This window comes from Marivita cryptomonadis (assembly GCF_002115725.1).
GTDB lineage: Bacteria > Pseudomonadota > Alphaproteobacteria > Rhodobacterales > Rhodobacteraceae > Marivita > Marivita cryptomonadis.
Genome location: NZ_JFKD01000001.1, coordinates 304,912 through 327,936, shown reverse-complemented (window position 1 = coordinate 327,936; position 23,025 = coordinate 304,912). Strand labels below are relative to the sequence as shown.

Annotated in this window: 22 protein-coding genes; 13 read left to right on the top strand and 9 right to left on the bottom strand. The window is 59.5% G+C overall.

Translation table 11 applies throughout. The features are described 5' to 3' along the window. The first annotated feature begins 7 nt into the window (after positions 1 to 7). From MCRY_RS01500 to MCRY_RS01490, 3 genes are all read left to right on the top strand, one after another. On the top strand, positions 8 to 1,351 hold the full coding sequence (locus MCRY_RS01500) for an FMN-binding glutamate synthase family protein (protein ID WP_085627683.1): 1,344 nt from the start codon (positions 8 to 10) through the stop codon (positions 1,349 to 1,351). Positions 1,352 to 1,423: 72 nt separating this feature from the next. Beyond that, positions 1,424 to 2,752: a type III glutamate--ammonia ligase gene (glnT, locus tag MCRY_RS01495; protein ID WP_085627682.1), complete on the top strand. Its 1,329-nt coding sequence runs from the start codon at positions 1,424 to 1,426 to the stop codon at positions 2,750 to 2,752. A 72-nt stretch (positions 2,753 to 2,824) separates the two neighbouring features. After that, positions 2,825 to 3,817: an ester cyclase gene (locus tag MCRY_RS01490; protein ID WP_085627681.1), complete on the top strand. Its 993-nt coding sequence runs from the start codon at positions 2,825 to 2,827 to the stop codon at positions 3,815 to 3,817. A gap of 73 nt (positions 3,818 to 3,890) precedes the next feature. Here MCRY_RS01490 and MCRY_RS01485 read toward each other — a convergent pair whose 3' ends face one another. From MCRY_RS01485 to MCRY_RS01475, 3 genes are all read right to left on the bottom strand, one after another. Next, complete coding sequence (locus MCRY_RS01485; protein ID WP_085627680.1) at positions 3,891 to 5,012, bottom strand: serine/threonine protein kinase; 1,122 nt, start codon at positions 5,010 to 5,012, stop codon at positions 3,891 to 3,893. Between the two features lie 25 nt (positions 5,013 to 5,037). After that, a complete protein-coding gene (locus MCRY_RS01480; RefSeq protein WP_085627679.1) occupies positions 5,038 to 5,379 on the bottom strand; it encodes a cupin domain-containing protein in 342 nt (113 codons plus the stop codon). 123 nt (positions 5,380 to 5,502) lie between these two features. Continuing rightward, positions 5,503 to 6,066 carry a hypothetical protein gene (locus MCRY_RS01475; RefSeq protein ID WP_085627678.1) on the bottom strand — a complete coding sequence of 188 codons (564 nt, stop codon included), beginning with the start codon at positions 6,064 to 6,066 and terminating at the stop codon, positions 5,503 to 5,505. A gap of 182 nt (positions 6,067 to 6,248) precedes the next feature. On the opposite strand from MCRY_RS01475, the gene MCRY_RS01470 reads away from it, so the two are divergent. From MCRY_RS01470 to MCRY_RS01430, 9 genes are all read left to right on the top strand, one after another. After that, positions 6,249 to 7,325, top strand: a complete 1,077-nt coding sequence (locus tag MCRY_RS01470) for a hypothetical protein (protein ID WP_085627677.1) — start codon at positions 6,249 to 6,251, stop codon at positions 7,323 to 7,325. Further along, positions 7,322 to 8,440 (top strand): hypothetical protein, encoded by a 1,119-nt coding sequence (locus MCRY_RS01465; RefSeq protein ID WP_085627676.1) that lies wholly within the window; start codon positions 7,322 to 7,324, stop codon positions 8,438 to 8,440. Before MCRY_RS01470 ends, MCRY_RS01465 begins: the two co-directional genes overlap by 4 nt. Positions 8,441 to 8,516: 76 nt before the next feature. Beyond that, positions 8,517 to 10,454, top strand: a complete 1,938-nt coding sequence (locus tag MCRY_RS01460) for an AAA family ATPase (protein ID WP_085627675.1) — start codon at positions 8,517 to 8,519, stop codon at positions 10,452 to 10,454. Continuing rightward, positions 10,451 to 11,341, top strand: coding sequence for a hypothetical protein (locus tag MCRY_RS01455; protein WP_085627674.1), 891 nt, complete (start codon positions 10,451 to 10,453; stop codon positions 11,339 to 11,341). Before MCRY_RS01460 ends, MCRY_RS01455 begins: the two co-directional genes overlap by 4 nt. Before the next feature lie 99 nt (positions 11,342 to 11,440). Further along, complete coding sequence (locus tag MCRY_RS01450) at positions 11,441 to 12,775, top strand: DUF6638 family protein (RefSeq protein ID WP_085627673.1); 1,335 nt, start codon at positions 11,441 to 11,443, stop codon at positions 12,773 to 12,775. 3 nt (positions 12,776 to 12,778) lie between these two features. Beyond that, positions 12,779 to 13,045 (top strand): hypothetical protein, encoded by a 267-nt coding sequence (locus MCRY_RS01445; protein WP_085627672.1) that lies wholly within the window; start codon positions 12,779 to 12,781, stop codon positions 13,043 to 13,045. Between the two features lie 10 nt (positions 13,046 to 13,055). Then, positions 13,056 to 13,700 (top strand): DUF1523 family protein, encoded by a 645-nt coding sequence (locus MCRY_RS01440; protein ID WP_085627671.1) that lies wholly within the window; start codon positions 13,056 to 13,058, stop codon positions 13,698 to 13,700. A gap of 61 nt (positions 13,701 to 13,761) precedes the next feature. After that, positions 13,762 to 14,286 (top strand): ester cyclase, encoded by a 525-nt coding sequence (locus MCRY_RS01435; RefSeq protein ID WP_085627770.1) that lies wholly within the window; start codon positions 13,762 to 13,764, stop codon positions 14,284 to 14,286. Further along, the gene (locus MCRY_RS01430; protein WP_085627670.1) at positions 14,283 to 15,281 is read left to right on the top strand and encodes a LacI family DNA-binding transcriptional regulator; all 999 of its coding nucleotides are present in this window, start codon (positions 14,283 to 14,285) and stop codon (positions 15,279 to 15,281) included. The genes MCRY_RS01435 and MCRY_RS01430 overlap by 4 nt, the downstream gene beginning before the upstream one ends. Positions 15,282 to 15,284: 3 nt before the next feature. On the opposite strand, the gene MCRY_RS01425 is transcribed toward MCRY_RS01430, so the two are convergent. The 6 genes from MCRY_RS01425 to MCRY_RS01405 form a co-directional block, all read right to left on the bottom strand. Next, positions 15,285 to 16,268, bottom strand: coding sequence for a nuclear transport factor 2 family protein (locus MCRY_RS01425; RefSeq protein WP_085627669.1), 984 nt, complete (start codon positions 16,266 to 16,268; stop codon positions 15,285 to 15,287). Between the two features lie 3 nt (positions 16,269 to 16,271). Continuing rightward, complete coding sequence (locus MCRY_RS01420) at positions 16,272 to 17,144, bottom strand: dimethyl sulfoxide reductase anchor subunit family protein (protein ID WP_085627668.1); 873 nt, start codon at positions 17,142 to 17,144, stop codon at positions 16,272 to 16,274. Next, positions 17,144 to 17,893 (bottom strand): 4Fe-4S dicluster domain-containing protein, encoded by a 750-nt coding sequence (locus MCRY_RS01415; protein ID WP_085627667.1) that lies wholly within the window; start codon positions 17,891 to 17,893, stop codon positions 17,144 to 17,146. Before MCRY_RS01415 ends, MCRY_RS01420 begins: the two co-directional genes overlap by 1 nt. After that, positions 17,890 to 18,042, bottom strand: coding sequence for a hypothetical protein (locus tag MCRY_RS22765; RefSeq protein ID WP_217808225.1), 153 nt, complete (start codon positions 18,040 to 18,042; stop codon positions 17,890 to 17,892). Before MCRY_RS22765 ends, MCRY_RS01415 begins: the two co-directional genes overlap by 4 nt. 8 nt (positions 18,043 to 18,050) lie before the next feature. Next, entirely contained in the window at positions 18,051 to 20,879 is a 2,829-nt protein-coding gene (locus MCRY_RS01410) for a molybdopterin oxidoreductase family protein (protein ID WP_085627666.1), read from the bottom strand. Between the two features lie 109 nt (positions 20,880 to 20,988). Further along, complete coding sequence (locus MCRY_RS01405) at positions 20,989 to 22,122, bottom strand: citrate/2-methylcitrate synthase (protein WP_085627665.1); 1,134 nt, start codon at positions 22,120 to 22,122, stop codon at positions 20,989 to 20,991. A 36-nt stretch (positions 22,123 to 22,158) separates the two neighbouring features. On the opposite strand from MCRY_RS01405, the gene MCRY_RS01400 reads away from it, so the two are divergent. Further along, a complete protein-coding gene (locus tag MCRY_RS01400; protein WP_085627664.1) occupies positions 22,159 to 23,022 on the top strand; it encodes a phosphate acyltransferase in 864 nt (287 codons plus the stop codon). The last annotated feature ends 3 nt before the right edge of the window (positions 23,023 to 23,025 follow it).

Here is a 23,025-nt window from a genome sequence, read left to right as displayed (position 1 = left end):
CGGACAGATGAAAGACGACCACACCAGCGCCCCGCGCACCGTTCCGATCCAATCTGCCACGTTCTCCAACCCGGTCAACGCCGAGATCCGGCGCGCAGCCGCCACCGGCATCTACGACATTCGCGGCGGCGGTGCGAAACGTAAGGTCCCGCATTTCGATGATCTGCTGTTCCTCGGCGCGTCGATCTCCCGCTACCCGCTCGAAGGCTACCGCGAGGCGTGTGACACTTCTGTCACTCTCGGCACGCGCTACGCCAAGAACCCGATCAAGCTCGACATCCCGATCACCATCGCAGGCATGTCCTTCGGTGCCCTGTCCGGTGCTGCGAAAGAGGCGTTGGGCCGGGGGGCGACACTTGCCGGAACATCGACAACAACCGGCGATGGCGGCATGACGCCCGAGGAACGCGGCCATTCCAAAACGCTGGTCTACCAATACCTGCCCTCGCGCTACGGCATGAACCCCGATGACCTGCGCCGCGCGGATGCTATCGAAGTGGTCGTCGGCCAAGGCGCAAAACCCGGCGGAGGTGGCATGCTGCTGGGTCAGAAAATCACCGACCGCGTGGCCAACATGCGCAACCTTCCCAAGGGGATCGACCAACGCTCTGCCTGTCGTCACCCGGATTGGACAGGCCCGGACGATCTTGAGATCAAGATTCTCGAACTGCGCGAAATCACGGGCTGGAAGGTCCCGATCTATATCAAGGTCGGCGGCGCGCGGCCCTATTTCGACACCACACTCGCGGTAAAGGCCGGGGCGGATGTGGTCGTCCTTGACGGAATGCAGGGCGGCACAGCAGCCACGCAGGATGTGTTCATCGAAAATGTCGGAATGCCGACGCTGGCCTGCATCCGCGAAGCGGTGCGCGCACTGGAAGACCTTGGCATGCACCGCGAAGTGCAGCTGATCGTGTCGGGTGGTATCCGCACCGGGGCCGATGTCGCCAAATGTATGGCACTTGGCGCAGACGCCGTGTCCATCGGCACCGCAGCCCTGATCGCGCTGGGCGACAATGACCCGAAATGGGAAGCCGAATACCAAAAGCTGGGCACCACCGCCGGGGCCTATGACGACTGGCACGAAGGCAACGACCCTGCGGGCATCAGCACCCAGAACCCGGACCTCGCCTCGCGTCTTGACCCGGTTGAAGGCGGGCGACGCTTGCGCAACTATCTCAAGGTGATGACGCTTGAAGCACAAACCATTGCCCGTGCCTGCGGCAAGAACAAGCTGCACAATCTCGAACCCGAGGATCTGTGCGCGCTGACCATGGAGGCTGCGGCGATGGCCAAGGTGCCGCTCGCCGGAACCGACTGGTGGCCCGGCAAGCCCGGCACAACATTCTGAACAAAACCCAAAGGCGCGGCCCCCATGCTGCGCCTTTTTCCATTGGATAACAGACAACGGGGAACAGATCGCATGACCACGGATCTCGCCAAATTCGCCAAGGACAATGGCGTCAAATACTTCATGATTTCCTTCACCGATCTTTTTGGGGGGCAACGCGCCAAACTGGTTCCGGCCCAGGCGATCGCGGATATGCAGGAAGACGGCGCTGGCTTTGCCGGATTTGCAACGTGGCTCGATATGACACCGGCCCATCCCGACATGCTGGCTGTACCTGACCCGTCTTCAGTCATCCAACTGCCGTGGAAACCAGAGGTCGCTTGGGTTGCCGCGAATTGCGTCATGGAAGGCGAAGACGTGGCCCAAGCCCCGCGCAACGTGTTGCGACGGTTGATCGACGAAGCAGCAGGCGAAGGCCTGCATGTCAAGACCGGGGTCGAGGCCGAGTTTTTTCTGCTGACCCCTGACGGCGATCAGATCAGCGATCCGTTCGATACGGCGGAAAAGCCCTGCTACGACCAGCAGGCAGTTATGCGCCGCTATGATGTGGTCCGCGAGATTTGTGACTACATGCTCGAATTGGGCTGGGGTCCGTACCAGAACGACCACGAAGACGCGAACGGCCAGTTCGAGATGAATTGGGACTTTGACGATGCGTTGAAGACAGCCGACAAACATTCGTTCTTCAAGTTCATGGTCAAATCCGTCGCCGAAAAGCACGGCTTCCGCGCGACCTTCATGCCCAAGCCGGTTGAGGGACTGACGGGCAATGGTTGCCACGCCCATATCTCGGTCTGGGACGCACCGGGCGACAAGGCGAAAACCAACGTCTTTGCAGGCGACGGTGATGGCCCAACCGGAGAGGTGGGCCTGTCGGAGCGCGGCAAGCATTTCCTTGGCGGCATCATGAAACACGCCAGCGCACTGGCCGCGATCACCAACCCCACCGTGAACAGCTACAAGCGCATCAACGCGCCGCGTACCATCTCGGGCGCGACATGGGCACCGAACAGCGTAACATGGACCGGCAACAACCGCACTCACATGGTCCGTGTGCCTGGACCCGGACGGTTCGAGCTGCGCTTGGCCGATGGTGCGGCGAACCCATACCTGTTGCAGGCGGTCATCATCGCCGCTGGCTTGTCGGGCATCCGGTCCAAGGCCGATCCGGGAAAGCGCTATGACATCGACATGTATGCCGAAGGCCACAAGGTACGCGGTGCCCCGCGCTTGCCGCTCAACATGCTGGACGCCCTGCGCGCCTATGACAAGGACAAGGAATTGAAGGTCGCGATGGGCGATGAGTTCTCGTCCGCTTTCCTGAACCTCAAGATGCAGGAATGGAATTCCTACGTGTCACACTTCACCCAGTGGGAGAAAGACAACACGCTGGACATCTGACTTTGGCCTTGCCGAAACAGTGAATTCGGGCATTGTGGCGGCTGAATGCATACGATTGCAAAAAGGCCTGCCATGCCCGGTTTCCAATCCGAAAAACAGCTTGTCCGCGATTACTACGCCGGTTTGTCGAGGGCTGAGGACAGCGCCAAAGTGATGGCCCAGTTCTGCCACCCCGATCTGATCTGGCGGGGCTACTATCCTGTCGGTCTGTTGACCGGACCCGAGGCCGTTGCGGCACAGTTCTGGACGCCGATCAAAACTGCGCTCACGGCGCTGCAACGACGCACCGACCTGTTCTTCGCCGGGCGCAACCATATGGCCGATGATGGCGCAGTCTGGGTGGCGTCGATGGGGCATCTCATGGGCCTTTTCGATGCACCACTCTGGGGCATCCGCCCGACCCGCAAGATCGCCATGCTCCGCTTCGGCGCGTTTCACAAGATCGAAGACGGTAAGATCACCGAAGAGGTGATGTATTTCGACCTGCCCCAACTGATGATGCAGGCCGGGCAAAACCCGTTCGGCCCGCAAACCGGTGCGCATCTGATACAGCCGGGGCCGATCACCCATGACGGGCTCCACTACCACGATGCTCCCGAGGCCGAAGGAAACGCGACCCTACATGCCATCAACGCGATGGTGGGCGATCTGGGCGACTGGAACCTTGGCCTGCCTTTGGTCGAGGAACTGCGCCGCACGTGGCACGAGGATATGCTCTGGTGGGGGCCTGCCGGGATCGGAGCAACCTACACAATCCCGCGCTATGCCGAGCAGCATTCCGCCCCGTTCCGCGCAAGTTTTACCAATCGGTCAAAAACCGGTCACCTCTGTCGTATGGCCGAGGGGCATTTCGGTGGGTTCTTCGGCTGGCCCAACTTCACCGCCGAATTCACCGGCGGGTTTATGGGGATGCCTGCCACTGGAAAGCGTGTCGAATTCCGGGTGATCGACTTTTACCGCCGCGATGGGGACAAACTGGCCGAGAACTGGATTTTCATCGACCTGCTGCACCTCTGGGCGCAGCAGGGTGTGGATTTGCTCGACCGTACGGTTCGGGTAGGCTGACCGTACGGGTCGGGGCGGCCGGACATTTCGAAATGTCGGGCCAAGTGTTTTCGAAAACACTTGGCACCTAGCCTTACTGGACCGGAAAATAATCCTCACAGTCGCCATCACGGTAGACATCCGCCGTACAGCAGTGCAGCCCGCCGCCAAACGCATAGGCATCTCGCAGCTCGACCGGAATGACTTCCATCCCAAGCTTGTCCATCTGCTCCATCTGGTAGACTTCGGACGCCTCAACGCAGACCGTCTTGGGATCAAGCACCAGCACGTTCATCGACAGCCATGTCGAGGAATAACACAGCGGCGGCGGCGTGTTGTGTGCGGGCTGGGCAGCGTCGACGATTTCCCAATCGTTCTTGTTGAAATATGCGCGCTGTTCGTCTGGCAAACGACGGTTCGGGTTGTTCAGGATCAGACCGGGGCGCAGCGGTGTGAAGGTCGCGTCGATATGGATCGGGTACGGATCGCCGGGGAAGTTCACCGCGCGGACGCGATGGTCGGGGAAGTGGCGGCGCAGCCATTCGATCCCCTTCATATTCGTAGTGAACCCGTGCTGCACGATCAGGTCTTTGCCAAAGCGCAGAACATCCGCCGCATCAAATAGAGGCTCTTCCTCGGTCGTGACAAAGAACTTTTCGGCGGTCCACTTCAGGCGCTTTTCGATGCCGATCTTCTCGGACAGGTAGTCGGCGTGATAATCCGCGTCCGTGAGGCGCGGCTTGGGCGCCGCTTCGTGGCGGAAGTTCACATCCTCTTCCCAGTACTGCTGCATCAGCGGACGGTAGCAGAGGTATTCGAACCAACGGCAGCGATAGGACATGGTCGCCTCAAGGATCTCGTGTCCCACGGTCAGCAGCACGTCGCGCGGCGGCATACAGCCGAACTGGCTGTCGGTGTGGAAATCGGGCGTCGTTGCCGGGAGGCTGAAATCCGTCGGCGTCGGGCGGTCGACCCGCACACCGCGCTTGCGCAACATGTCGGCAAAGTTATCCAGCAGCTCGTTCGCGCGGTCGATGGTTTCCTGCGGACGGCGGCCCCATTGGCCGCGCATGTCGCTGTCCTCGGGCACCTTGGCGTCCAGCGCCGGTTCCTCGGGTGGGATATGACAGTCATCGGCTTTGCCCACGATCACGTGGCGCAGAGTATCCCATTCGTTCCAGCTTTTGACCTGGGTTGTGTCGGGTGACCAATTCATTCGGTTCTTCCTTGATTGGTGGGTCTTACGTGCGGATCACGTATTCTTTTCGGGTGGTTTCGATGACGTTCCACGACCCGGAAAAGCCCGGACGCAGGATGAAGCTGTCGCCAGCCCTCAATTCGTATTCCGTGCCTTCGGCACCGGTGATGATCGAATGACCAGACAGGATATGGCAGAACTCCCATTCGTCATAGGAAATGCGCCAGTGGCCGGGCGTCGATTCCCAGATGCCACAATAAAGGCCATCATGCTCTTCATGGTTCCATGTCCGGAACATGGGCGACCCTGAAATCACACGGTCAGCCGGTGGCGCGTCTTCCTCGACCTCGACCGAGGGCAGAACGCGCAGGAACAGATCGGACATGTAAGATGCTCCTTGACTGGGTTGCGGAAGGGATGCGTCACAAGACGCAGGTCAGCAAGCCCAAAGACGACGAAAGGCGTCGCAGGAAGGACGCCTTTCAGTTTTTACCGGGGGATTGAATTGTCAGTTGCCGAAATTCGACAACCCGTCAAAGTCTATCCCCTGCATTGCCTCTAACAAAAGCGCTTCGTCACCGCCTTCGATGGTGATCAGGATGCGATTGTTGACCAAAGCCATCGCCTGACCGTCATTGATAGCGACGCGCTGACGCCCCACACGTTCGACCTTCATGCCCATCGCTGCTGCATTGGCGACCATGGCACCCATGCTGGCGACCATCGCGTTGTCTGCCATCATGGTGATCGAATAGTACTGCGATCCATCAGACGCACGGTATCCCGCGCTGGCCCCCATGCCGCCACCCATCATTGTCAGACCTGCCTGCATGTCAGTTTCCACCTCGCGGGTCCAGCCATCGGGTGCCGGGGGCAGGAATTGCTGGAACGCCTCAGTGCGCAAGGCCATCAGTTTTTGACGCGCAAAATCCAGTTCTTCCAAAGCATAGGTCACATCACCGTCGTTATAGGCATCAATGGCTGCTTGCAGCGTGTCAGTAATTTCGTCTGCCTGCGCCGAGAGCGGCAAGGACAGGGAGGCAGCAACAGCCAGCGTCATTAATCTTTTCATTTCAAATTCTCCATTCGCGTATGGCCTTGGCTCGACAAAGCGCCGCGCCTTGCACAACTTTAAGCGCGATCTTCGCTTCCCTTTCAACCGGGCTTTTGCGATTGTTTTGTCAGACCCGGTTCGGTGCCCCCCCCCGAGATGCCATTAATGCCGCTCCGGATGGTTTGATTGGAGGATTTGGAATGGCGGATTTCGACACTCAAGTGCGCGAAAGCCAGGCACAGGTGGCCGAAGCACAGGCCAAGATCGCGGAACTGACCGGACGGATCGAAACCGCACGCGCCAAGATGAAGGATGGCACAGATGTCACCTTTGACATCGAGAACGCCACTCTCGATGACGTACACGCGCATACGGATGTGATGAACGCGAATATTGCAGAGCTCATCATGGGTCTGGATGACGTGACCGCTGCGTTTTCCAAGGATTTTGACGAGATGCGGTCAAAAACCGGTTGGGAAAGTTTTGTCGGGATCTTCTCGACAGGCAAATCAGAGTCGATGCGTCAGGAACGGATGAAAACTGCCTCCATCGATGATAAGTTGCAGGATTTGATCGCCAAGTCCGACGTGATCGTGACACTGTTGCAGGGGCAGTTGAACCTGCTGAACGAGCAGAAAGACAAGGTCGAGGTAAACCTTTCCGAAACACTGGACGAGCGCGAGGCGACCGTTGGAGAGCTTGAAGCGGTGAAGGCTGACATCCTTGCGATGGACCCCAAGATCATCGCTTTGGAAGGCAAGATCAGCGTTGAACAAGACGCCGCAGCCCGCACCAAGCTGGAAACCGAACTCGCTGAACTGAACGCCGCCTACAATGCGATGGTGCAGGACGAACAGGTCAAGCTGGCCAAAAGCCAGACGCTCGAACGGTATATCGAGAAGGGCAAGACGTGGATCGACTCGCTCCAGAATCAGGCGGCGACGCAGATGGTGTTGATCAACAAGCTGCAGACCGACACCAAGCAGCGTGTTGTTCTGTATGATGCGTTATCCAAGTCGTTGAAGACAGCGCAGCAGCAGGACGTTGCGCACCGCATCAACGAAATTGGCGTGAAGACCGACCAAGAGGCCCAAACCGCCATGGCTGGGATTGGCGCGGCGACCAATCAGAAGATGGCGGACATGCTCGAAAGCCACGAGGACCACATGGTGTTCGCCCGCGAGGTTCTTGAGGCCAAGGCCAAGGCGGACGAACGCTTTGCCCGCCGGTTCCAAGCGATTGTCGAGAAACATGACAAGAACCTGTATGGGGCATGACCACCGCGGCCAATGATCACCGGGGGCTGCCTGACACCCAGGCCAGCCGCCGTTATTTTGCGAAGTTCGACAAGATCCTCACCCATCTTGGCCGGGTTGCGGCGATGCTGCATGTGGAAAAGCGGCTGACCAAGGAGGAGGTTGAGGTTCTGACGCGCTACGTGACCGCGCTCAACCTGACCTTTCGGGCGCTGTCGATGAAATACCTGCTGGTTGGCCGGGACACCGGGCAGTTTTTCGGGTCTTTGACGATGGACGTAAAGGACAGCGGGTTTCCGACGGTGACCGAACTTTTGGTCATGGCCAATGATGCCGCGCAAGCGGATCAGCATTTGCGAACCATGCACTCGGTCGATGCACTGAAGGACCAGATGGTGGCCGAGATCATCGGCGATCAGGCGATCCCGACGCGGCTGCAATTCACCCTGAGCCAGCGGCTTTATTACGAAGAACTGGGACGCGGGAAACTGTTCTGGGCGCGCAACGATCCGCAATGCCTATGGTTGTCGGGGACCGAGCCGCGCAGGCGGTATCTGCTGCATTGGGGGGTCTACGACAGCCAGGTGAACCTGCCGACGATCTACCTGATGGAGGTCGAGGACAGCGGACGGGATGCGCTGCCCAAGGATGACCGGCGCTGGCCCGAAGTGCAGGCCCATCTGATGGCGCAGTCTTTGGGTGGGTTAAAACTTTTGACCATTGCGCAGGGGTTTGACGAGACCTTTGACGACCTGCACCCCAAACGGCTGCGGCGGTTTCACATTGGCCCGATGTATTCGCATTCCTTTACCCAGCAGTCCGGCCCGATCCGCGAGGTGCTGGAACAGGCGCGTGCGGCCGAGGGGCAAGATTGGGCCTTGGCCTGGACTTTGGAAGAGCTGGAAAGCGAGCGGGTGCGGCAGGAGAAATCGGGTTGGTTCTCCAAAGTGGACCGCGAGGTATTCGCTTTGGACCCGTTTGCCGGGCGTGGGGCCGAAACTGGGACAACAGCGACCGAGCGGATGGTGATCCTGCCCGAACGGCCGTTTCAGGCGCTGGCGGAATTGAACCCGCCGGGATTTGCGACTGTCCGCAAGTTCGTGGTGAACGATGCGGGGCGGGTGTTGAGTTATTGACCGTCGTGCTTGCGTTTGCTGCGGGAGCCTCCGGCGGGAGTTTATTTGGCAAGATGAAGCATAGGAGCGTGGTGATATGAGTGTGACATCTGACCTGATGGAGCTGCGCGAAGAGGCGGTCCGCAAGCATTATGCTGCGGCCAATGCGATGCTGGAGGGGTTCGATCATACGCCACGGGTGGCGTCCGGGGCGGAGCCTGCGGCGGTGGAGCGGTCTTCGGGGATTGGCACGCGGCGGCGGTTTCGGTCGACGACACCGGGTCTGGTGACACGGTCTACGGCGCGGCCCGAGGGGGTGCATCTGCTTGACCGGATTGCCGGGGCGGATGGGGATGATCCGCTGGTGTCGCGCGCGCAGGCGTCGGTGATGCATGGGCTGCGGCGGGCGCTTGGGATTGCGCTCGCGGTTGGGGAGGCGTTTTCGGACGCGACGCCGTTGGGCGAGATGAAGCGGGCGAATTTGCAGGGGTCACTGGGGGCGGATCGGAAGGCGGAGTTTTCTTCGCTCTTGGAAGGTGAGGCGCTGGCGGTTGGGTATGTGTTTGCCAATGCGACGGCGTTTCTTTTGGCATCGCAAGCGTCGGAAGTGACGGTCGACGTGGGGGAGGTGCAGGAGGTTTTGACCGACAATGCGCAGCTTGCCCTGCATGGGGCGTTGTGGGAGTTGGACCAGAAGCTCAGCACTCATGCGAGCGATGAGCCGCGCATGGTGGCGACGGTGTTGGCATTTGCCGAGCAACTCATGGAGCGGATCGCGTTGCGTGCCCAGAACGGGGCGCGGACGGGGGCGTTTACCAGCGCCAATTGGCGGGTGGAGGCGGATGACCTGACGCTCCGGGGCTTTACACCTGCGACGAAGGCTAAAAGCACAACGCTCACCATGCAGTTCAAGAAGCCGCATCAGGTGGTGGGCAACCACATCGCCAAGTACCAGGCGATGCGGCTGGCGAAGATGCTCATGGCCTATGACTTTGAGCGCAGGCTCAACCCGTTTGCGGAACTGGGCGGATTCATCTTTACCTTCATGGGCGATGGCGCGCCGGGGACGGGGAAGACGACACTGATCCAGATGATGGCGGGGATGATCTATGAGTATTGCCAGAACGCGGGCTACACGTTCCGCTACCAGAACTTCGGCATCGACAATATCGACAGCTATCAGGGCAAATCCGGCCAGAACGCGAAGGCGTTTATCAACAATGTGCTCGACCCGTCTGTGATCGGGTTCGGGACGATTGACGACATCGACCAGATCGCGGGCAGGCGCGGTGACCGGCAGTCCAGCGCGGGCCAGCAGGAAGTCACGGCGGTGTTCATGGAGGCCTTTGCCGGGGCCAATACGGTTGTGCGGGGGAATTGCACGTTCGGGATGTTCTCGAACTTTCCCGAAAACGTGGACGATGCGTTGCGGCAGCGGGCGGGGGCGCGGTTCCTTGTGGACGGGCCGCAGACGCGGGAGGATTACATCGACATCCTTGCGCTGCTGATGGGGCGCAAGCACGACATCCCGCTGGGGGATCATGAATTGTACGCCGCGCAGCAGATCCAGAAGGCGGTGGCGGCGTCGTTTGAATCCCACAACCGGCCCAAGGAGCCGGGGTTGATGGAGGTGTTCGACCGGGTGTCGTCGCAGATCGGCGACCTGGACACGATTGCCAAGATGGGCACCTACCTCAAGGCCATTCAGGAGGCCGACCCGCGCTTTACGGGGCGGGCGATCAAGAACATCACCGACGCGGTGAAGGTCCGCGCGATGGACTTTGAGTTGCCGGACGAATGGATGGAGCAGCCGGATCTGTTCCTGTTCAAACCCTATGACGAGAAGGCGGCGATGATCGAAGACCTGCGGCGGCCGATCACGGTCGAGATGGTGATCCAGGAGATCAACCGCTACGCGGATTCCGAGTTCCGCTATGCAGACAAGTCGGATGAGGTGGCGATCGAGGCGATGGTGCGGGACTTTGGACGTCAGGAAGAGGCGAAGAAGAGGTGGTTGGAGAACCGGCCAAAATGAGCAAGCGACAAAGAGATTCGAATTTATGGCTCGGTGCGACGACAGTTACACTTGCCATAATCGGCTTCCCGATAGTTTTTATCGGGCACATTACCTACTGCGATAACGAAGGACTATGCGCAAGTTTTTTTCAAAAATTCATAACACTTCCTCCAAACGCTATTGGCGACACGCTCGCTGGAATATTCGGTCCCCTAGCGTTTCTCGCAGCGGCAGTTGCAATAATTTTGCAGTCTTCGGAGCTCCGGGCCCAAAGACTAGAATTAGAACTCACAAGAAATGAATACCGGAGGAATAGAGAAGCCACTGAAAAAATGGCTATTTCTTTGGAGGCTCAAACCTCAACATCGCAGGTCCAGCGTGAGTCTCTGGTTCAAGAGACACAACGAAGGATATTAGAAGAAATGATCCGGAACCTTCATGACTTTTGCAAAAAGGAGATTTCACCTACTTGGAGCACGTATGTTTGGTCCAAGGAAAATGGAAATGCAGTGCCTTTGTACGAAGACAGTGATGATTTCGACAGCTACGTTTCATTGTTTCCTGATACCGAGGGATACGACGATTTCAATTTGGAGGAGTTTTGCCAAGATATTTACGAGCATGCTCAATCAGCAAATGATGCACTAATACTGGAGAATGTGAGTAGATTTGTTGACCCGCTTCCCAGCTCCGACGAACGCTCCGTAATCATCACTTACCTAACCCGGCTCGAGGAGATTGTTTCTCACCATAATCGCGCAAGCGTTTTGAACACACTATGGGCCAAGCGGCTAAACCTGCTTGATACTTATCGGCTAGTCAAAGAAATCAGCGAGAGAGAATTTATTTGGCAACCTCAAGAGTTGATCGGTGTCTTTACGCCAGGTGATGAAACACAATCTTAGAAGTGGAAAACTTAGCATGTTTGTCGTGAAACATCTGACATGCATATCTAGGCCTGCTCCTTGGATACTGTTCACTTACCAACCGACACGAGTTTATCCATGAACCGCCTCATCCAATCAGGTCTGATGTTCGGCAACCTGATCCATGTCGCCTCACCGGCGCTGGTCGAACGGTATAACCGGGCGCTGAAACATCTCACCGGCAAGACCACAGCCCAGACCGATTTCCACATCGACATCTCCGGCTTTTCGCCCGAGGTGGGGGACGAACTCAACGACCCGCTCTACCTCAACCACAACGGGGTGAACCGGCAGTTTATCCTCCTTACGACGCAGCAGAAGACGGCGCCGCTGCTCGATGCGAAATTCTCGACTTCGCGGGGTATTCTGCGGCAGTTCATCGAGGCGAATGAGAGCCAGTTGTTCGCGCTGACCGCCAAGGACGCGGTGGCGGGGGAGTTGGTGAACACGGTGTTCGACGTGTCCAACCCGGAGCGGCTGTTCGATATTCACACCATCAGGATCGAGGCGGACACGACAAGCGGCACGGTGCGCGATGCGGAAAAGCTGGGCGCGCTGGTGGATCGGTTCAAGACGGAGCCGGACGGCTGGCACGATGATGTGCTGATCGCGGACATGATCACCTTGGCGAAACGGACGGGCGATGTGGTGCGCAACCCGGTGCGGCTCAAACAGATGGAGTTCCGGCAGGAGAATTTCCACACAAGCCATTTCGGCGGGATGTATGTGTTTCGCGATGTGGAGCATCCGGCGACGATCTGTGCCGGGGACGCGGTGCCGGGGTTGCCGATTGCCTATACGTTTGCGCTCAAGGACAGGAACAAGGTGGCGAAGTTTCTGGACCTGAACGGGTTGGTGGAACCGATTGTGAAGGCGCGGGGGATCGATGCGTCGGCCATTCTGCGGCAGAAGATGGATTTCGTCGTTGTGGATATCGCTCAGGAGGCGGAGATCGACCTGACCGGGGCGACCCGGCGAGACATTCGCGGGCTCGCGCGGCGGTATTCGGATCGGTTGCCACCCGAATGGCATGCGCTGAACCAGTTGGTGCAATGGGCCGATGGGGATGCCAAATGGCCCCGGATCGCGAGTGACCATCCGGCCTATTTCTACACGCTGCGGGCCAGTGACACCAAGGATGCGACGCTGGTGAACATGCTGCTGTCCGAGCTGTCACCCAAGGACATCCGGCAGCTTTACATCTGCCACAAGGAGGCGTTCTACGCCGCCTATCGCGGCTGGACGGACACAAAGCGTGCCTATGTGGTGGATTTCCTGACGCGGGAATACGTGGCCGACAAGGCCGGTGCGCGAGAGGCGTTGTTCGGTCATGACGCGCCGCTTGAAGAACCTAAGCCCGTGCGCGAGGATATGATCACGCGTGTTGGTCCGTGGGGCGCGGTTCGGAGGTAGGGTATGTTTGCACTTGGTCGGTTGCTGGTGATCGGATTTCTGGTCCTGAGCGTGGTCTATATCTGCCTTTCGCTTTATTCGCGTGCGGTGCGGCGGGACAAGCTGGAAAAGGAATGGGACGAAGAGATCAGGGAAGGCGACAGAGAGACCTTTGTCGAAGGTGGCTTGCGCGAGTATGACGGATCGCTGCGACGTAAGCTCATTCTGGGGGTGTATATCGTGCCGCTGACGGTTATCTCTGTGATCATCTACTTTACGAACTTCTACTAGGGGACGCGCCGTGGGTTACATCAAATGGGCTTTCATCCTGACCTTTTGGGTGCTGTTCGCGTCGTTCCTGCATTACACGCTCCCGCAGCACGATATCGCGCGGATCACCGATACCGAAGTGCGCCGCGTTGATCCCGGCGAGAACCGCTGGTTCTGGGCGTCCGCAGATGTGGGCAGCGATGGCAGCCTGCCGAACCGCGACGTTTTCTTCATCTCAGGCGTGCGGTCGGGTGGCGATGTCATGGTCTACCGCAACGAAGACACCGGCTGGGGTTGGCCGCCCTATTTCAAGTTCGACACATCGAACCTGCAGGCCGAAGCCGCCGACCTGCGCAGCACGTCTGCCGCGCCGCAATGGGTGGTGATCAAGCATTACGGCTGGCGCAACGAATTCCTGACGATCTTTCCCAACGCTTTGAATGTGCGGGCTGTGGATGGCCCGGATGTGCGGATCATTCCGTGGATCAACATCATCATCCTGACGACCTTGACCGCGCTGTTTTGGGCTATCTGGGTGCGCTGGCGGCGCTTCCGCATCGCGCGGATCGACCCGGTTCTGGAAGACGTGGAAGAGGGGTTCGATGCCGTGGGCGACGGGATTGCGCGTCGTCGCGGTGGGTTGCGCCGGTGGCTGGACAGCTGGAAGTCCAAGTAACGCCCTTGCCAAATCGGGGGGGTTGCGTCCAGTCTCGTGCAAACGCATGCAGTGAGGGATGATGGCAGGCGCACGACCGGAACAGGCGGTTCTGACCCGCGATACGGATCTGTCCAAGACCGAAGACACCCGCCGGGTGATCGAAGGCATGGTGGACGGTCTCAACGACCACCGCATTGCCGATATCGGTGCGTTCTTTGCCGAAGGGTTCCGCTGGATGGGCAACACCGGCTGCGGGACCAAAGAGGGTCTGCGGGAGTTTCAGGACAACTGGCAAAAGCCGTTTCAGGCGGCATTCTCCGACAAGGTCTGCGTTGACGAAGCGCGGCTTTACATGGGCGAATGGGCCGCTGCCTTTGGACGTCAGGAAGCGATACATTCAGGGCGGTTCATGGGGGTGGAGCCGACAGGCAAGCGCGTCACCATCCGGTACATGGATTTCTGGAAAGTGGTCGATGGCAAGATCGTCGACAATTACGTGATGGTCGACTTCCCGCATGTGCTGGCACAGCTTGGCGTTGACGTGTTCGGCGGCGAAGGCTGGGAAATCTATGATAGGGGCGAAAAGACCCCACCTGCCCCATGACCACAACGCGCAAAGTCACATCGCTTGACGTGGCCAAGCGCGCGGGGGTCAGTCGCTCTGCGGTCAGCCGCGTGTTCACACCCGGGGCTTCGGTCAGCGAACGCACGGCCTCCAAGGTGCGCGAGGCTGCCAGCGCACTGGGCTACCGACCCAACGTGCTGGCGCGCGCGATGCTGACCGGAAAAAGCAAGATCATTGGGCTGGTGGTGGCTTATCTTGATAACCATTTCTACCCGACCGTGCTGGAACTGCTGTCCGAAGCGCTGGAGCGCGAGGGGTATCACGTGCTGGTCTTCATGGCGGCGCACTCTACGGATGATGTCGAAGACGTGGTGAGCCAGATCCTCGATTACCAAGTGGACGGTCTGATATTGGCCTCGGTTTCCCTGAGTTCCGATCTTGCAGATCGCTGCCGCGCATCGGGTGTTCCTGTCGTTCTGTTCAATCGCAAGCTTGAGGCAGAGGGCGAGTTGGCGGTGGTGTCGGACAACCGCATGGGTGGGCGTTTGGCGGCGGAGCATCTGATCTCGCTGGGGCGCAACCGGATTGGCCATATTGCGGGCTGGGAAGGCGCAAGCACGCAGCGGGACCGTGAGGCGGGTTTCATGGAAGGGCTGCGCACTGCGGGACTCGGTCTGTTTGCACGCGAGGTCGGCGACTACCGCTTGCCCCGTGCGAAAGAAGCTGCACGGCGGATGTTCGATACACCCGACAGGCCGGATGCCGTGTTTGTGGCCAACGATTACATGGCGTTTGGCGTGATGGATGTTTTGCGGTCAGAACTGGGTTTGCGCGTACCGGAAGATGTGGCGCTGATCGGGTTCGACGATGTGCCAAGCGCGGCATGGCCAGCCTATGGCCTGACCACGGTCAAGCAGGATGCCGAAGCGATGGTAAGCACCACCGTAGATGCGCTGCTGTCCGAAATCGGCGGGACAGAGGTTTTGCCCCCTGCACCGTTGCCCGTAACTCTGGTGCGTCGCATAACGGCGTAGAGGTCAGAGGTTTCCGGTCGCCAACAGGATCTGTTTCCAGATCGCCGTTTCGTCGATCAACGTCCATTCACGCCGCAGGCCGTGGCGGCCAAACTCGGCATGGGTGATGCCCATGATGAACACTTCAACCCCGGTCGGCGCGCCGAACATGCCCCAGCCAGAATGGGTGCCGTGCAAAGACCAGCGCACCGCAGCACGCGCCCCGCACAGCGGCTCCTCCATCCCGATTTGGTGATCGATAGAAAACTGCGCGTTTGGGAACGCTGCGTGAAGTTGCATCCAGAACTGGTCTGCATCAGACCACCCCGCGCCTAGGACATGCCCCGGATAGGCCAGTTCGGCAGCGCGATCATAGCTTTGGGGGATGACAGAGAATTCCGCTTTGGCGATCTGCGTCAGGATGTCGGCCAAGGCCTGGCCCCAAGGATTGTCGTTGCCGGTGCCTTTGTAAGGCCCGGGCATGTCTGTCGCGGGTGTCAGCGGTTTCACGCAAACGTCTGGCCCACCTTCACGCGCGATGAGTTCACGGGTCCAATCGACCACATCCAAACCCATCTGCCGGACAATCGCGCCCTGATCCCGTACCAACCACTCGTCATACACGCCGTTGTCGCGGCACCAGCAATCGGCAAGGATGCGATAGGCCAGTTTGCGCCCCGTCGGCGCGCCATACACACCCGGTCCGTCATGTGTGGCGGTGCAATAGAGACGATGCGAAGACAGGAAGCTATCGTCGCCAGTGGCGCCCCAGATCACGTCTTCGCCCAGAAGCTGACGATCCGGAAATTCGGCCAAAGTGGCCTCGGTCGCGGCGATGATCCCGGTGTTGCCCTTTATGACAGAAGCTGGCGAGCGGACCACAAGCTCTGGCCCGTAGTATTGGTGCAGCGTGTGGATGCCGCGGTCTTCCCAAATGTCCTTGGTGATCCCGAGGATATAGTCGGGAACATTCTTCCAGCGCGCGTCGAACCCCGGAAGGAATGGCATGTGTCACCGCATCCCGTAGTAAAGGCCGACCACGTGTTCAGCTTCTGCAAAGAACAGCCAGCGGGACACCAGCACACCTGCGATGTGACTGATCAGGGCCAACAGCCCGAAGATGTGCGGATAGGGCAGCAACAGAAGGAGCACTGGCAAAACCAGCATCAGCACCAGCGCAATCATCCGCAGCTTTTGCGCATGCCTGCGACCCACGGTGTAGACCATCTCGTTAAGCAGGTAGTTCGTACCGGTATGCGGCGGCTCAAAAGCACGGACCTCGCCGATGTTACCAAGGCCGGTTGCGGTATTGAGGTCGGTACCGCTTTGCTTGAACCGCGCGTCCCCGGTTTTCCACCAAAGCGCCTGAAGGCCACCCGCCACCAAGAGCAGGATCAGACCGATGGTCACACGCCCCGAAAGCAGCGCCCCGCCTGCAATCGACAGCGCCAGGAAGAGTGCCGAGGTCAGGACAGTGTTCCAACGCGGCACGGTCTTGAGCTGTGCGTAGATCATTGACGTCGTGTAGACGGTGGCCAGCGCAAAGGCCGCTCCGATCCAGCCGAGGATAGAAACCTGCGTGTCGAAGAACACCAAGAGGAACGCGTAAATCCCCATGGTCACCAATGCCGCTACCGCGCACCATGCCTCGCGGCTGAGCCAGCTTGTCTGCCATTGGGTGAAGGCCTTGATTGCCCGCTCGGGGCGGCCAAGGTGGAAGGTCGAAGAGATCAAACCGCCCACGGCCAATGCGTAGCCAATCGCGAAGAATGCGAAGGCCACCCATCCTGTAGGCGCTGTTGCGTCAATCCCCAGCCAGAAGAGCAGACCCAAGCCAAGACCGGAGAACGTGCTGAACGCGATGATTGATGGAGCCGGATGCATCAGAGTTTCTCCAGCGTCTTGTCGAGCCATCCAAGGAAGCCCTTGGGCTCTTCCACCACGGGGGCGAGCAGCGGGGCAAGGATGTCGATTTCTTCGTTGAGCCGGTCCTTGGGACGCGGCGGCAGGTATTTGTTGACGGGCTTGGTGCCCTGTTCCGGCATCAGGTCCATCCCGCCGCGTTCGGCGACAAGCTGGCTGACCTCACTATCCGGGTCGCCCAGATCGCCGAAGTGACGGGCATTGGACGGACAGGTGCGCACGCAGGCGGGAACGCGGTCTTCCTCGGGGAGGTTCTCGTTATAGATGCGGTCCACGCAGAGGGTGCATTTTTTCATCACCCCTTCCGCCTTGTCCAACTCGCGCGCGCCATAGGGGCAGGCCCAAGCGCAGAGACCGCAGCCAATGCAGTCTTTCTCGTTCACCAGAACGATCCCGTCTTCGGTTCGCTTGTAACTGGCACCCGTCGGGCACACGGTCACGCAGGGTGCATCTTCGCAATGCAGGCAGGATTTCGGGAAATGAATGAGCTGGGCCGGGCCGTTTTCTGGCTGCACCTCGTAGGAATGCACCCGGTTGAGGAACGTGCCGGACGGGTCCGCGCCATAGGGATCTTGGTCCGACAAAGGTGCGCCGTAGTTTTCGGTGTTCCAGCCTTTGCAGGACACGACACAGGCATGACACCCGACGCAGGTGTCAAGGTCGATCACCAGACCCATCTTGCGGTCGGTCTTTTCGGGAAGCTGCGTCATGCCCGGCTGTCCTCTGTGATATTGGTTTCAAAAGCAGGACCAAACCCAATCGGTTGCTCAGCCTCTTTGTCCCAGGTTGCCACAAACCAGATGAACGATCCGGCCATGCCGATCAGAACGATGGCAATAGCCAGAAGTGTCGCCTTCATCGCGCCACTCACGGCTCCACCTTCCAGCGCAATTCGTCTGGCCCTTTGCCGACTGGGGATTTCAGTTCATCGAACACCGGGTGGGCTTCGGATGGTCCGTCGACCTTTTCGATTTTCACCCGCAGGTCGAACCACGCCGCTTGTCCGGTGATTGGATCAGAGTTTGCCCAGCGCAGACCATCGCCTTTGGGCGGCAGCAGTTCGTGGATCAGGTGGTTCAACAAGAACCCTTTGGTCGCTTCGGGGGCGTCCTTGTCCAAGGCCCACGCACCTTTACGCTTGCCGATGGCGTTCCACGTCCAAACGGTGTTTTCGTTCAACGCCGCCATATGCGCGACAGGGACTGTGATGTCACCGTGAGAGGACGTCACGCGCGCCCAATTCCCAGTCTTGAACCCGTGCTTTTCCCAAATCTTGGTCGGCAGGTAGAGCGGGTTATGGCCATGGATTTGCCGCAGCCATGCGTTCTGGGTGCCCCAGCTGTGGTACATCGCCATCGGGCGCTGCGTCAGCGCGTGGATCGCAAATTCATCAGTATCGACGCGGCTGTCCTCAAACGAGGCGTACCAGATTGGCAGCGGGTCGAGCGTTTCCTTGATGCGTTCGCGTAGATGATCCGGCGGTTGGCGGTCACCATGACCCTCAGCCGCCAGTTGGAACTTGCGCATCGGCTCAACATAAAGCTGGAAGATGTAGGGCGCCGCCGCATCATAGAGACCGATCTCAACCGCCCAGTCCTGATAGGCTTTGTTCCACGGTTTGTAATACAGACCCGCATCCGGCACATGCGACGACCAGAACCCGCCATTGGCGATATAGCTGTCGATCTGCGCCTCGTTGACGTCGCCGCGCCCGCCAGTTAGGCCTTCTTGGCCCATACGCCACCCCGCCAAGGGACCGACACCGGGGCGTCGCTGGTGGTTGGTGATGTAATCCGCGTAATCCGCGTATTTCTGGCTGCCATCCTCATTCACAAAACCCGGTAGGTCAAGTTTCGCACCCAACTCGCACAGCACCGACTGGAAGCCGCGCACATTACGGTCGGGTTCAACCACAGGCCAACGGATCGCATCCGCCGCTGCGTCTGCCTCACAGATCGGGCGATCGAGCAGAGAGATACAGTCGTGCCGTTCAAGGTAGGTCGTGTCAGGCAGGATCAGGTCAGCATAGGCGACCATCTCGGACGAATAGGCATCGGAATAAATGATGCGCGGGATCACGTACTCGCCGTTTTCGTCCGTGTCCGTCAGCATCTTCATGACACCGCCCGTGTTCATCGACGAATTCCACGACATGTTTGCCATGTACATGAACAGCGTGTCGATCTTGTAGGGATCGCCCGCATAGGCGTTCGAGATGACCATGTGCATCAGGCCATGCGCGCTCATCGGGTTTTCCCAGGTGAACGCCTTGTCGATGCGCGCAGGCGAGCCGTCATCCTTGAGGCAGAGATCATCGGGACCATGCACAAACCCAAGATGCGGGCCATCCAGCGGCTTGCCCGGTGTCACCTTGCAATGCGGCTTTGGATGCGCAGTTGCGGGCTTCGGGTAAGGCGGTTTGAAGCGGAAGCCACCGGGGGTTTCGACAGACCCCAGCAGGATTTGCAGCACATGCAGCGCGCGGCAGGTTTGAAAGCCGTTGGAATGGGCGCTGATCCCGCGCATGGCGTGGAAGCTGACCGGGCGACCGATCATCTTGTCATGTTTCTCGCCGCGGAAATCGGTCCAAGACTGGTCAATCTCGATGGCTTCGTCAAAGGCGACGCGGGCGATCTCGGCCGCGATACGCTTGATCTTTGTGGCGGACACCCCGCAGGTTTCAGCCACAGCTTCCGGGGCGTATTGCGGATCAAGATAACGCTCAGCCATCAGGTGCATCACCGGCTTGTGCGTGATCCCGGCGTGACGATAGCTGGCAGCCAGATCGGGTTTCACACCCGGTTGATCAAACGGCGTCAGCTTGCCTGTCACGCGGTCCATGACCAGAGGCTTGCCGTTGTCGTCCTTCAGGAACAGCCCGTGTTCCGGCGACTTCGGATCGCCATTCACCAAAACCGGCGCATTGGTATAGCGGGCGAGGTAATCAAGGTCGATCTTCCCAGCCTTCATCAGTTCATGCACAAGCGCAAGAATGAACAGCCCATCCGTACCCGGTGTGATACCGACCCAATCATCGGCAATCGCGTTGTAGCCGGTGCGGATCGGGTTGACGCCAATCACTTTGGCACCCCGCGCCTTGATCTTGCCGAGGCCCATCTTGATCGGGTTGCTGTCGTGATCCTCGGCCACCCCGAACAGCATGAACAGCTTGGTATGGTCCCAATCGGGCTGACCGAATTCCCAGAACGCGCCGCCCATCGTGTAGATACCGGCGGCGGCCATATTCACCGAACAAAACCCGCCATGGGCGGCATAGTTCGGAGTGCCGAAATTCTGAGCCCAGAAGCTGGTGAACGACTGCGACTGATCGCGACCAGTGAAGAACGCGAGCTTTTCCGGCGCCGTTTCGCGAATTGGCTGGAGCCATCCAGTTGCGATTTCCAAGGCCTCGTCCCACGAGATCTCTTCGAACTCACCCGACCCGCGCGGTCCGACGCGTTTCAATGGCGCACGCAGGCGGGACGGCGCGTTGTGCTGCATGATGCCCGCGCTGCCTTTGGCACAAAGGACACCTTTGTTCACCGGATGGTCACGATTGCCTTCGATATAGGCGACCTTGCCGTCCTTCATGTGCACGTTGATCCCGCAGCGGCAGGCGCACATGTAGCATGTGGTCTTGCGCACTTCGTCCGAGACTTTCGGTGACAGGTTCAGCTCTGGCTGGACGTGGCCCATATCAATTCTCCCTGATCCGCCGGGTGTCGCCCCGGTCAGAATTGGCGACAGTGTTTACGTTTCTGCGCCGATGGTAAAGGCGGATTATGCAAGCGCTTACATTTCCATTTCAACGGGCGTCGATCGGCACCCATTCACGCGGTTCAGGCCCGTTGTAGAGCGTGAGCGGACGGATGAGAATATTGCCGCGCTGCTGTTCGATACACTGGATCACCCAACCCGGCATCCTCCCGATAGCGAAGATCGGCACGTAAAGGTCCATCGGGATGCCATGAAGCTGGTAGATCACCCCGGAATAGAAATCCACGTTCACGTTCAGGCCGTGACGGCTGTAGGGCTTCATCGCTTCGACGACCGCTTGCAGGATCTCGTACCATTCGGGTGCGCCCATCTCTTCGCCCAGCTTGCGGACGCCCTCGCGCATATGTCGCGCACGGGGGTCCTCGGCGCGGTAGACTCGGTGGCCAAACCCGGTGACGGCCTCACGATTGGCGCGCTTGGTCTTCACGTACTCCGCCGCTTTGTCCGGCGTGCCGATTTCTTTGACCATCTTCATCACGTCTTCCGCCGCCCCGCCATGCGCAGGACCTGCCAGCGTGCTGAGTGCAGTCACAATCGCGCCGTGCAGGTTCGCCTCGGTTCCGACCGTCACCCGCGCGGCAAAGCTCGAGGCATTGGCACCGTGTTCGGCGTGCAGGACAAAATCCACATCCGCCAGACGCGCTGCATTGTCTGAGGGCTTTTCACCCTTGAGCATCCAGAGCCAGTTGGCCGCATGGCCAAGGCTGTCATCTGGCGCAACAGGGTCACGCCCGCTGCGGATCGCCTCGTGAGCGGCAACGAGCGTTGGCACCTGTGCAGTCAACCGCATGCCGTTGCGCAGGAACGCCTCTTCCCCAGTCGCAAGGCTGTCAGGCTCCAACGCGGCCAACGCAGACACCGCCGTGCGCAGAACATCCATCGGGTGCCCATCCTTGCACACGCGAATGATGTCGAGAACCGCATCAGGCACAGACCGCGCCGCCCGCATCTCTGCGTCGAATGCTGCGATTTCCGCCGCGTTTGGCAATTCGCCCTTCATCAACAGGTGGCAGACCTCTTCGAAGGTGGCATGCTTGGCCAGATCATGGATCGAATAGCCCCGATACTGAAGCGTCCCAGCCGCACCGTCGATGTCGCTTACACCGGACCGTTCGAAATAGACGCCCTTCAAGCCTCGGTTGATCTTGACGTTATCAGTCATTGAAGGCTCCTTTGCGGGCGGAAGTGGGAGAGTGATATGAGCGTTCTGGACAAGGCACGCGCCGTTGCAGCAGGGTCGAACACCCGCGTCGTGTTCCCCGAACTGGACGATCCACGCGTGGCAGAGGCCGCGCGGCGTCTGACCGATGACGGGCTGTGTACTGTGTTGGATGTCGCGGCTGATCCGACAGAGGCGCAGGTGGCCGCCCTTGTGTCAGCCCGCGGCATGAAAGAGGCGATGGCCCGTCGGCTCTTGCAGAAACCTCTGTACCGCGCCGCCGCAATGGTCGCCGCAGGCGAGGCCGACGCGATGGTGGCGGGGGCCGATAGCCCAACGCGGCGCGTCATCGAAGCGGCAAGCATGGCCCTTGGTCTGGCAAACGGTGTGACAATTCCTTCGTCGTATTTTCTTATGGTGTTCCCGGATGGTCGCGAGTTCGTGTTTGCCGACTGCGCAGTGAACGTAGCCCCCGACGCTGTGATGCTGGAAGCTATCGCACGCGCATCCGCAGACACCGCAACCGCCCTTCTGGGCGAGGCGCGGGTGGCACTCTTGTCCTTCTCCACCGGTTCAAGTGGAACGGGAGACAGTGTTGACCGGGTGCGCAACGTAGCCGAGGCCACAGGGTTTACAGGTCCCGTGCAGGCGGATGCGGCTTTGAATGCCACCATCGCGGCAAAGAAAGGTTTGGGCAGCGGCGACGCCAATGTGCTGGTGTTCCCATCGCTCGACGCAGGCAATATCGCGTACAAGCTGTGCCAGGAACTGGCAGGTGCCCAGGCCATCGGCCCGTTTCTGCAAGGTTTTGCCCGCCCGGTTTGCGATCTGAGCCGCGGTGCCACAGTGGACGACATCGTGGCGTCAACGCTGGTCACCATCGCCCTCGCGCAGCACAGCTGAACG

What these genes read in the sequence shown, in the direction of transcription:
- MCRY_RS01500 (WP_085627683.1), top strand. Translation starts at nt 8, where the DNA reads ATGAAAGACGACCACACCAGCGCCCCGCGCACCGTTCCGATCCAATCT.
- glnT (WP_085627682.1), top strand. Translation starts at nt 1,424, where the DNA reads ATGACCACGGATCTCGCCAAATTCGCCAAGGACAATGGCGTCAAATAC.
- MCRY_RS01490 (WP_085627681.1), top strand. Translation starts at nt 2,825, where the DNA reads ATGCCCGGTTTCCAATCCGAAAAACAGCTTGTCCGCGATTACTACGCC.
- MCRY_RS01485 (WP_085627680.1), bottom strand. Translation starts at nt 5,012, where the DNA reads ATGAATTGGTCACCCGACACAACCCAGGTCAAAAGCTGGAACGAATGG.
- MCRY_RS01480 (WP_085627679.1), bottom strand. Translation starts at nt 5,379, where the DNA reads ATGTCCGATCTGTTCCTGCGCGTTCTGCCCTCGGTCGAGGTCGAGGAA.
- MCRY_RS01475 (WP_085627678.1), bottom strand. Translation starts at nt 6,066, where the DNA reads ATGAAAAGATTAATGACGCTGGCTGTTGCTGCCTCCCTGTCCTTGCCG.
- MCRY_RS01470 (WP_085627677.1), top strand. Translation starts at nt 6,249, where the DNA reads ATGGCGGATTTCGACACTCAAGTGCGCGAAAGCCAGGCACAGGTGGCC.
- MCRY_RS01465 (WP_085627676.1), top strand. Translation starts at nt 7,322, where the DNA reads ATGACCACCGCGGCCAATGATCACCGGGGGCTGCCTGACACCCAGGCC.
- MCRY_RS01460 (WP_085627675.1), top strand. Translation starts at nt 8,517, where the DNA reads ATGAGTGTGACATCTGACCTGATGGAGCTGCGCGAAGAGGCGGTCCGC.
- MCRY_RS01455 (WP_085627674.1), top strand. Translation starts at nt 10,451, where the DNA reads ATGAGCAAGCGACAAAGAGATTCGAATTTATGGCTCGGTGCGACGACA.
- MCRY_RS01450 (WP_085627673.1), top strand. Translation starts at nt 11,441, where the DNA reads ATGAACCGCCTCATCCAATCAGGTCTGATGTTCGGCAACCTGATCCAT.
- MCRY_RS01445 (WP_085627672.1), top strand. Translation starts at nt 12,779, where the DNA reads ATGTTTGCACTTGGTCGGTTGCTGGTGATCGGATTTCTGGTCCTGAGC.
- MCRY_RS01435 (WP_085627770.1), top strand. Translation starts at nt 13,762, where the DNA reads ATGGCAGGCGCACGACCGGAACAGGCGGTTCTGACCCGCGATACGGAT.
- MCRY_RS01430 (WP_085627670.1), top strand. Translation starts at nt 14,283, where the DNA reads ATGACCACAACGCGCAAAGTCACATCGCTTGACGTGGCCAAGCGCGCG.
- MCRY_RS01425 (WP_085627669.1), bottom strand. Translation starts at nt 16,268, where the DNA reads ATGCCATTCCTTCCGGGGTTCGACGCGCGCTGGAAGAATGTTCCCGAC.
- MCRY_RS01420 (WP_085627668.1), bottom strand. Translation starts at nt 17,144, where the DNA reads ATGCATCCGGCTCCATCAATCATCGCGTTCAGCACGTTCTCCGGTCTT.
- MCRY_RS01415 (WP_085627667.1), bottom strand. Translation starts at nt 17,893, where the DNA reads ATGACGCAGCTTCCCGAAAAGACCGACCGCAAGATGGGTCTGGTGATC.
- MCRY_RS22765 (WP_217808225.1), bottom strand. Translation starts at nt 18,042, where the DNA reads ATGAAGGCGACACTTCTGGCTATTGCCATCGTTCTGATCGGCATGGCC.
- MCRY_RS01410 (WP_085627666.1), bottom strand. Translation starts at nt 20,879, where the DNA reads ATGGGCCACGTCCAGCCAGAGCTGAACCTGTCACCGAAAGTCTCGGAC.
- MCRY_RS01405 (WP_085627665.1), bottom strand. Translation starts at nt 22,122, where the DNA reads ATGACTGATAACGTCAAGATCAACCGAGGCTTGAAGGGCGTCTATTTC.
- MCRY_RS01400 (WP_085627664.1), top strand. Translation starts at nt 22,159, where the DNA reads ATGAGCGTTCTGGACAAGGCACGCGCCGTTGCAGCAGGGTCGAACACC.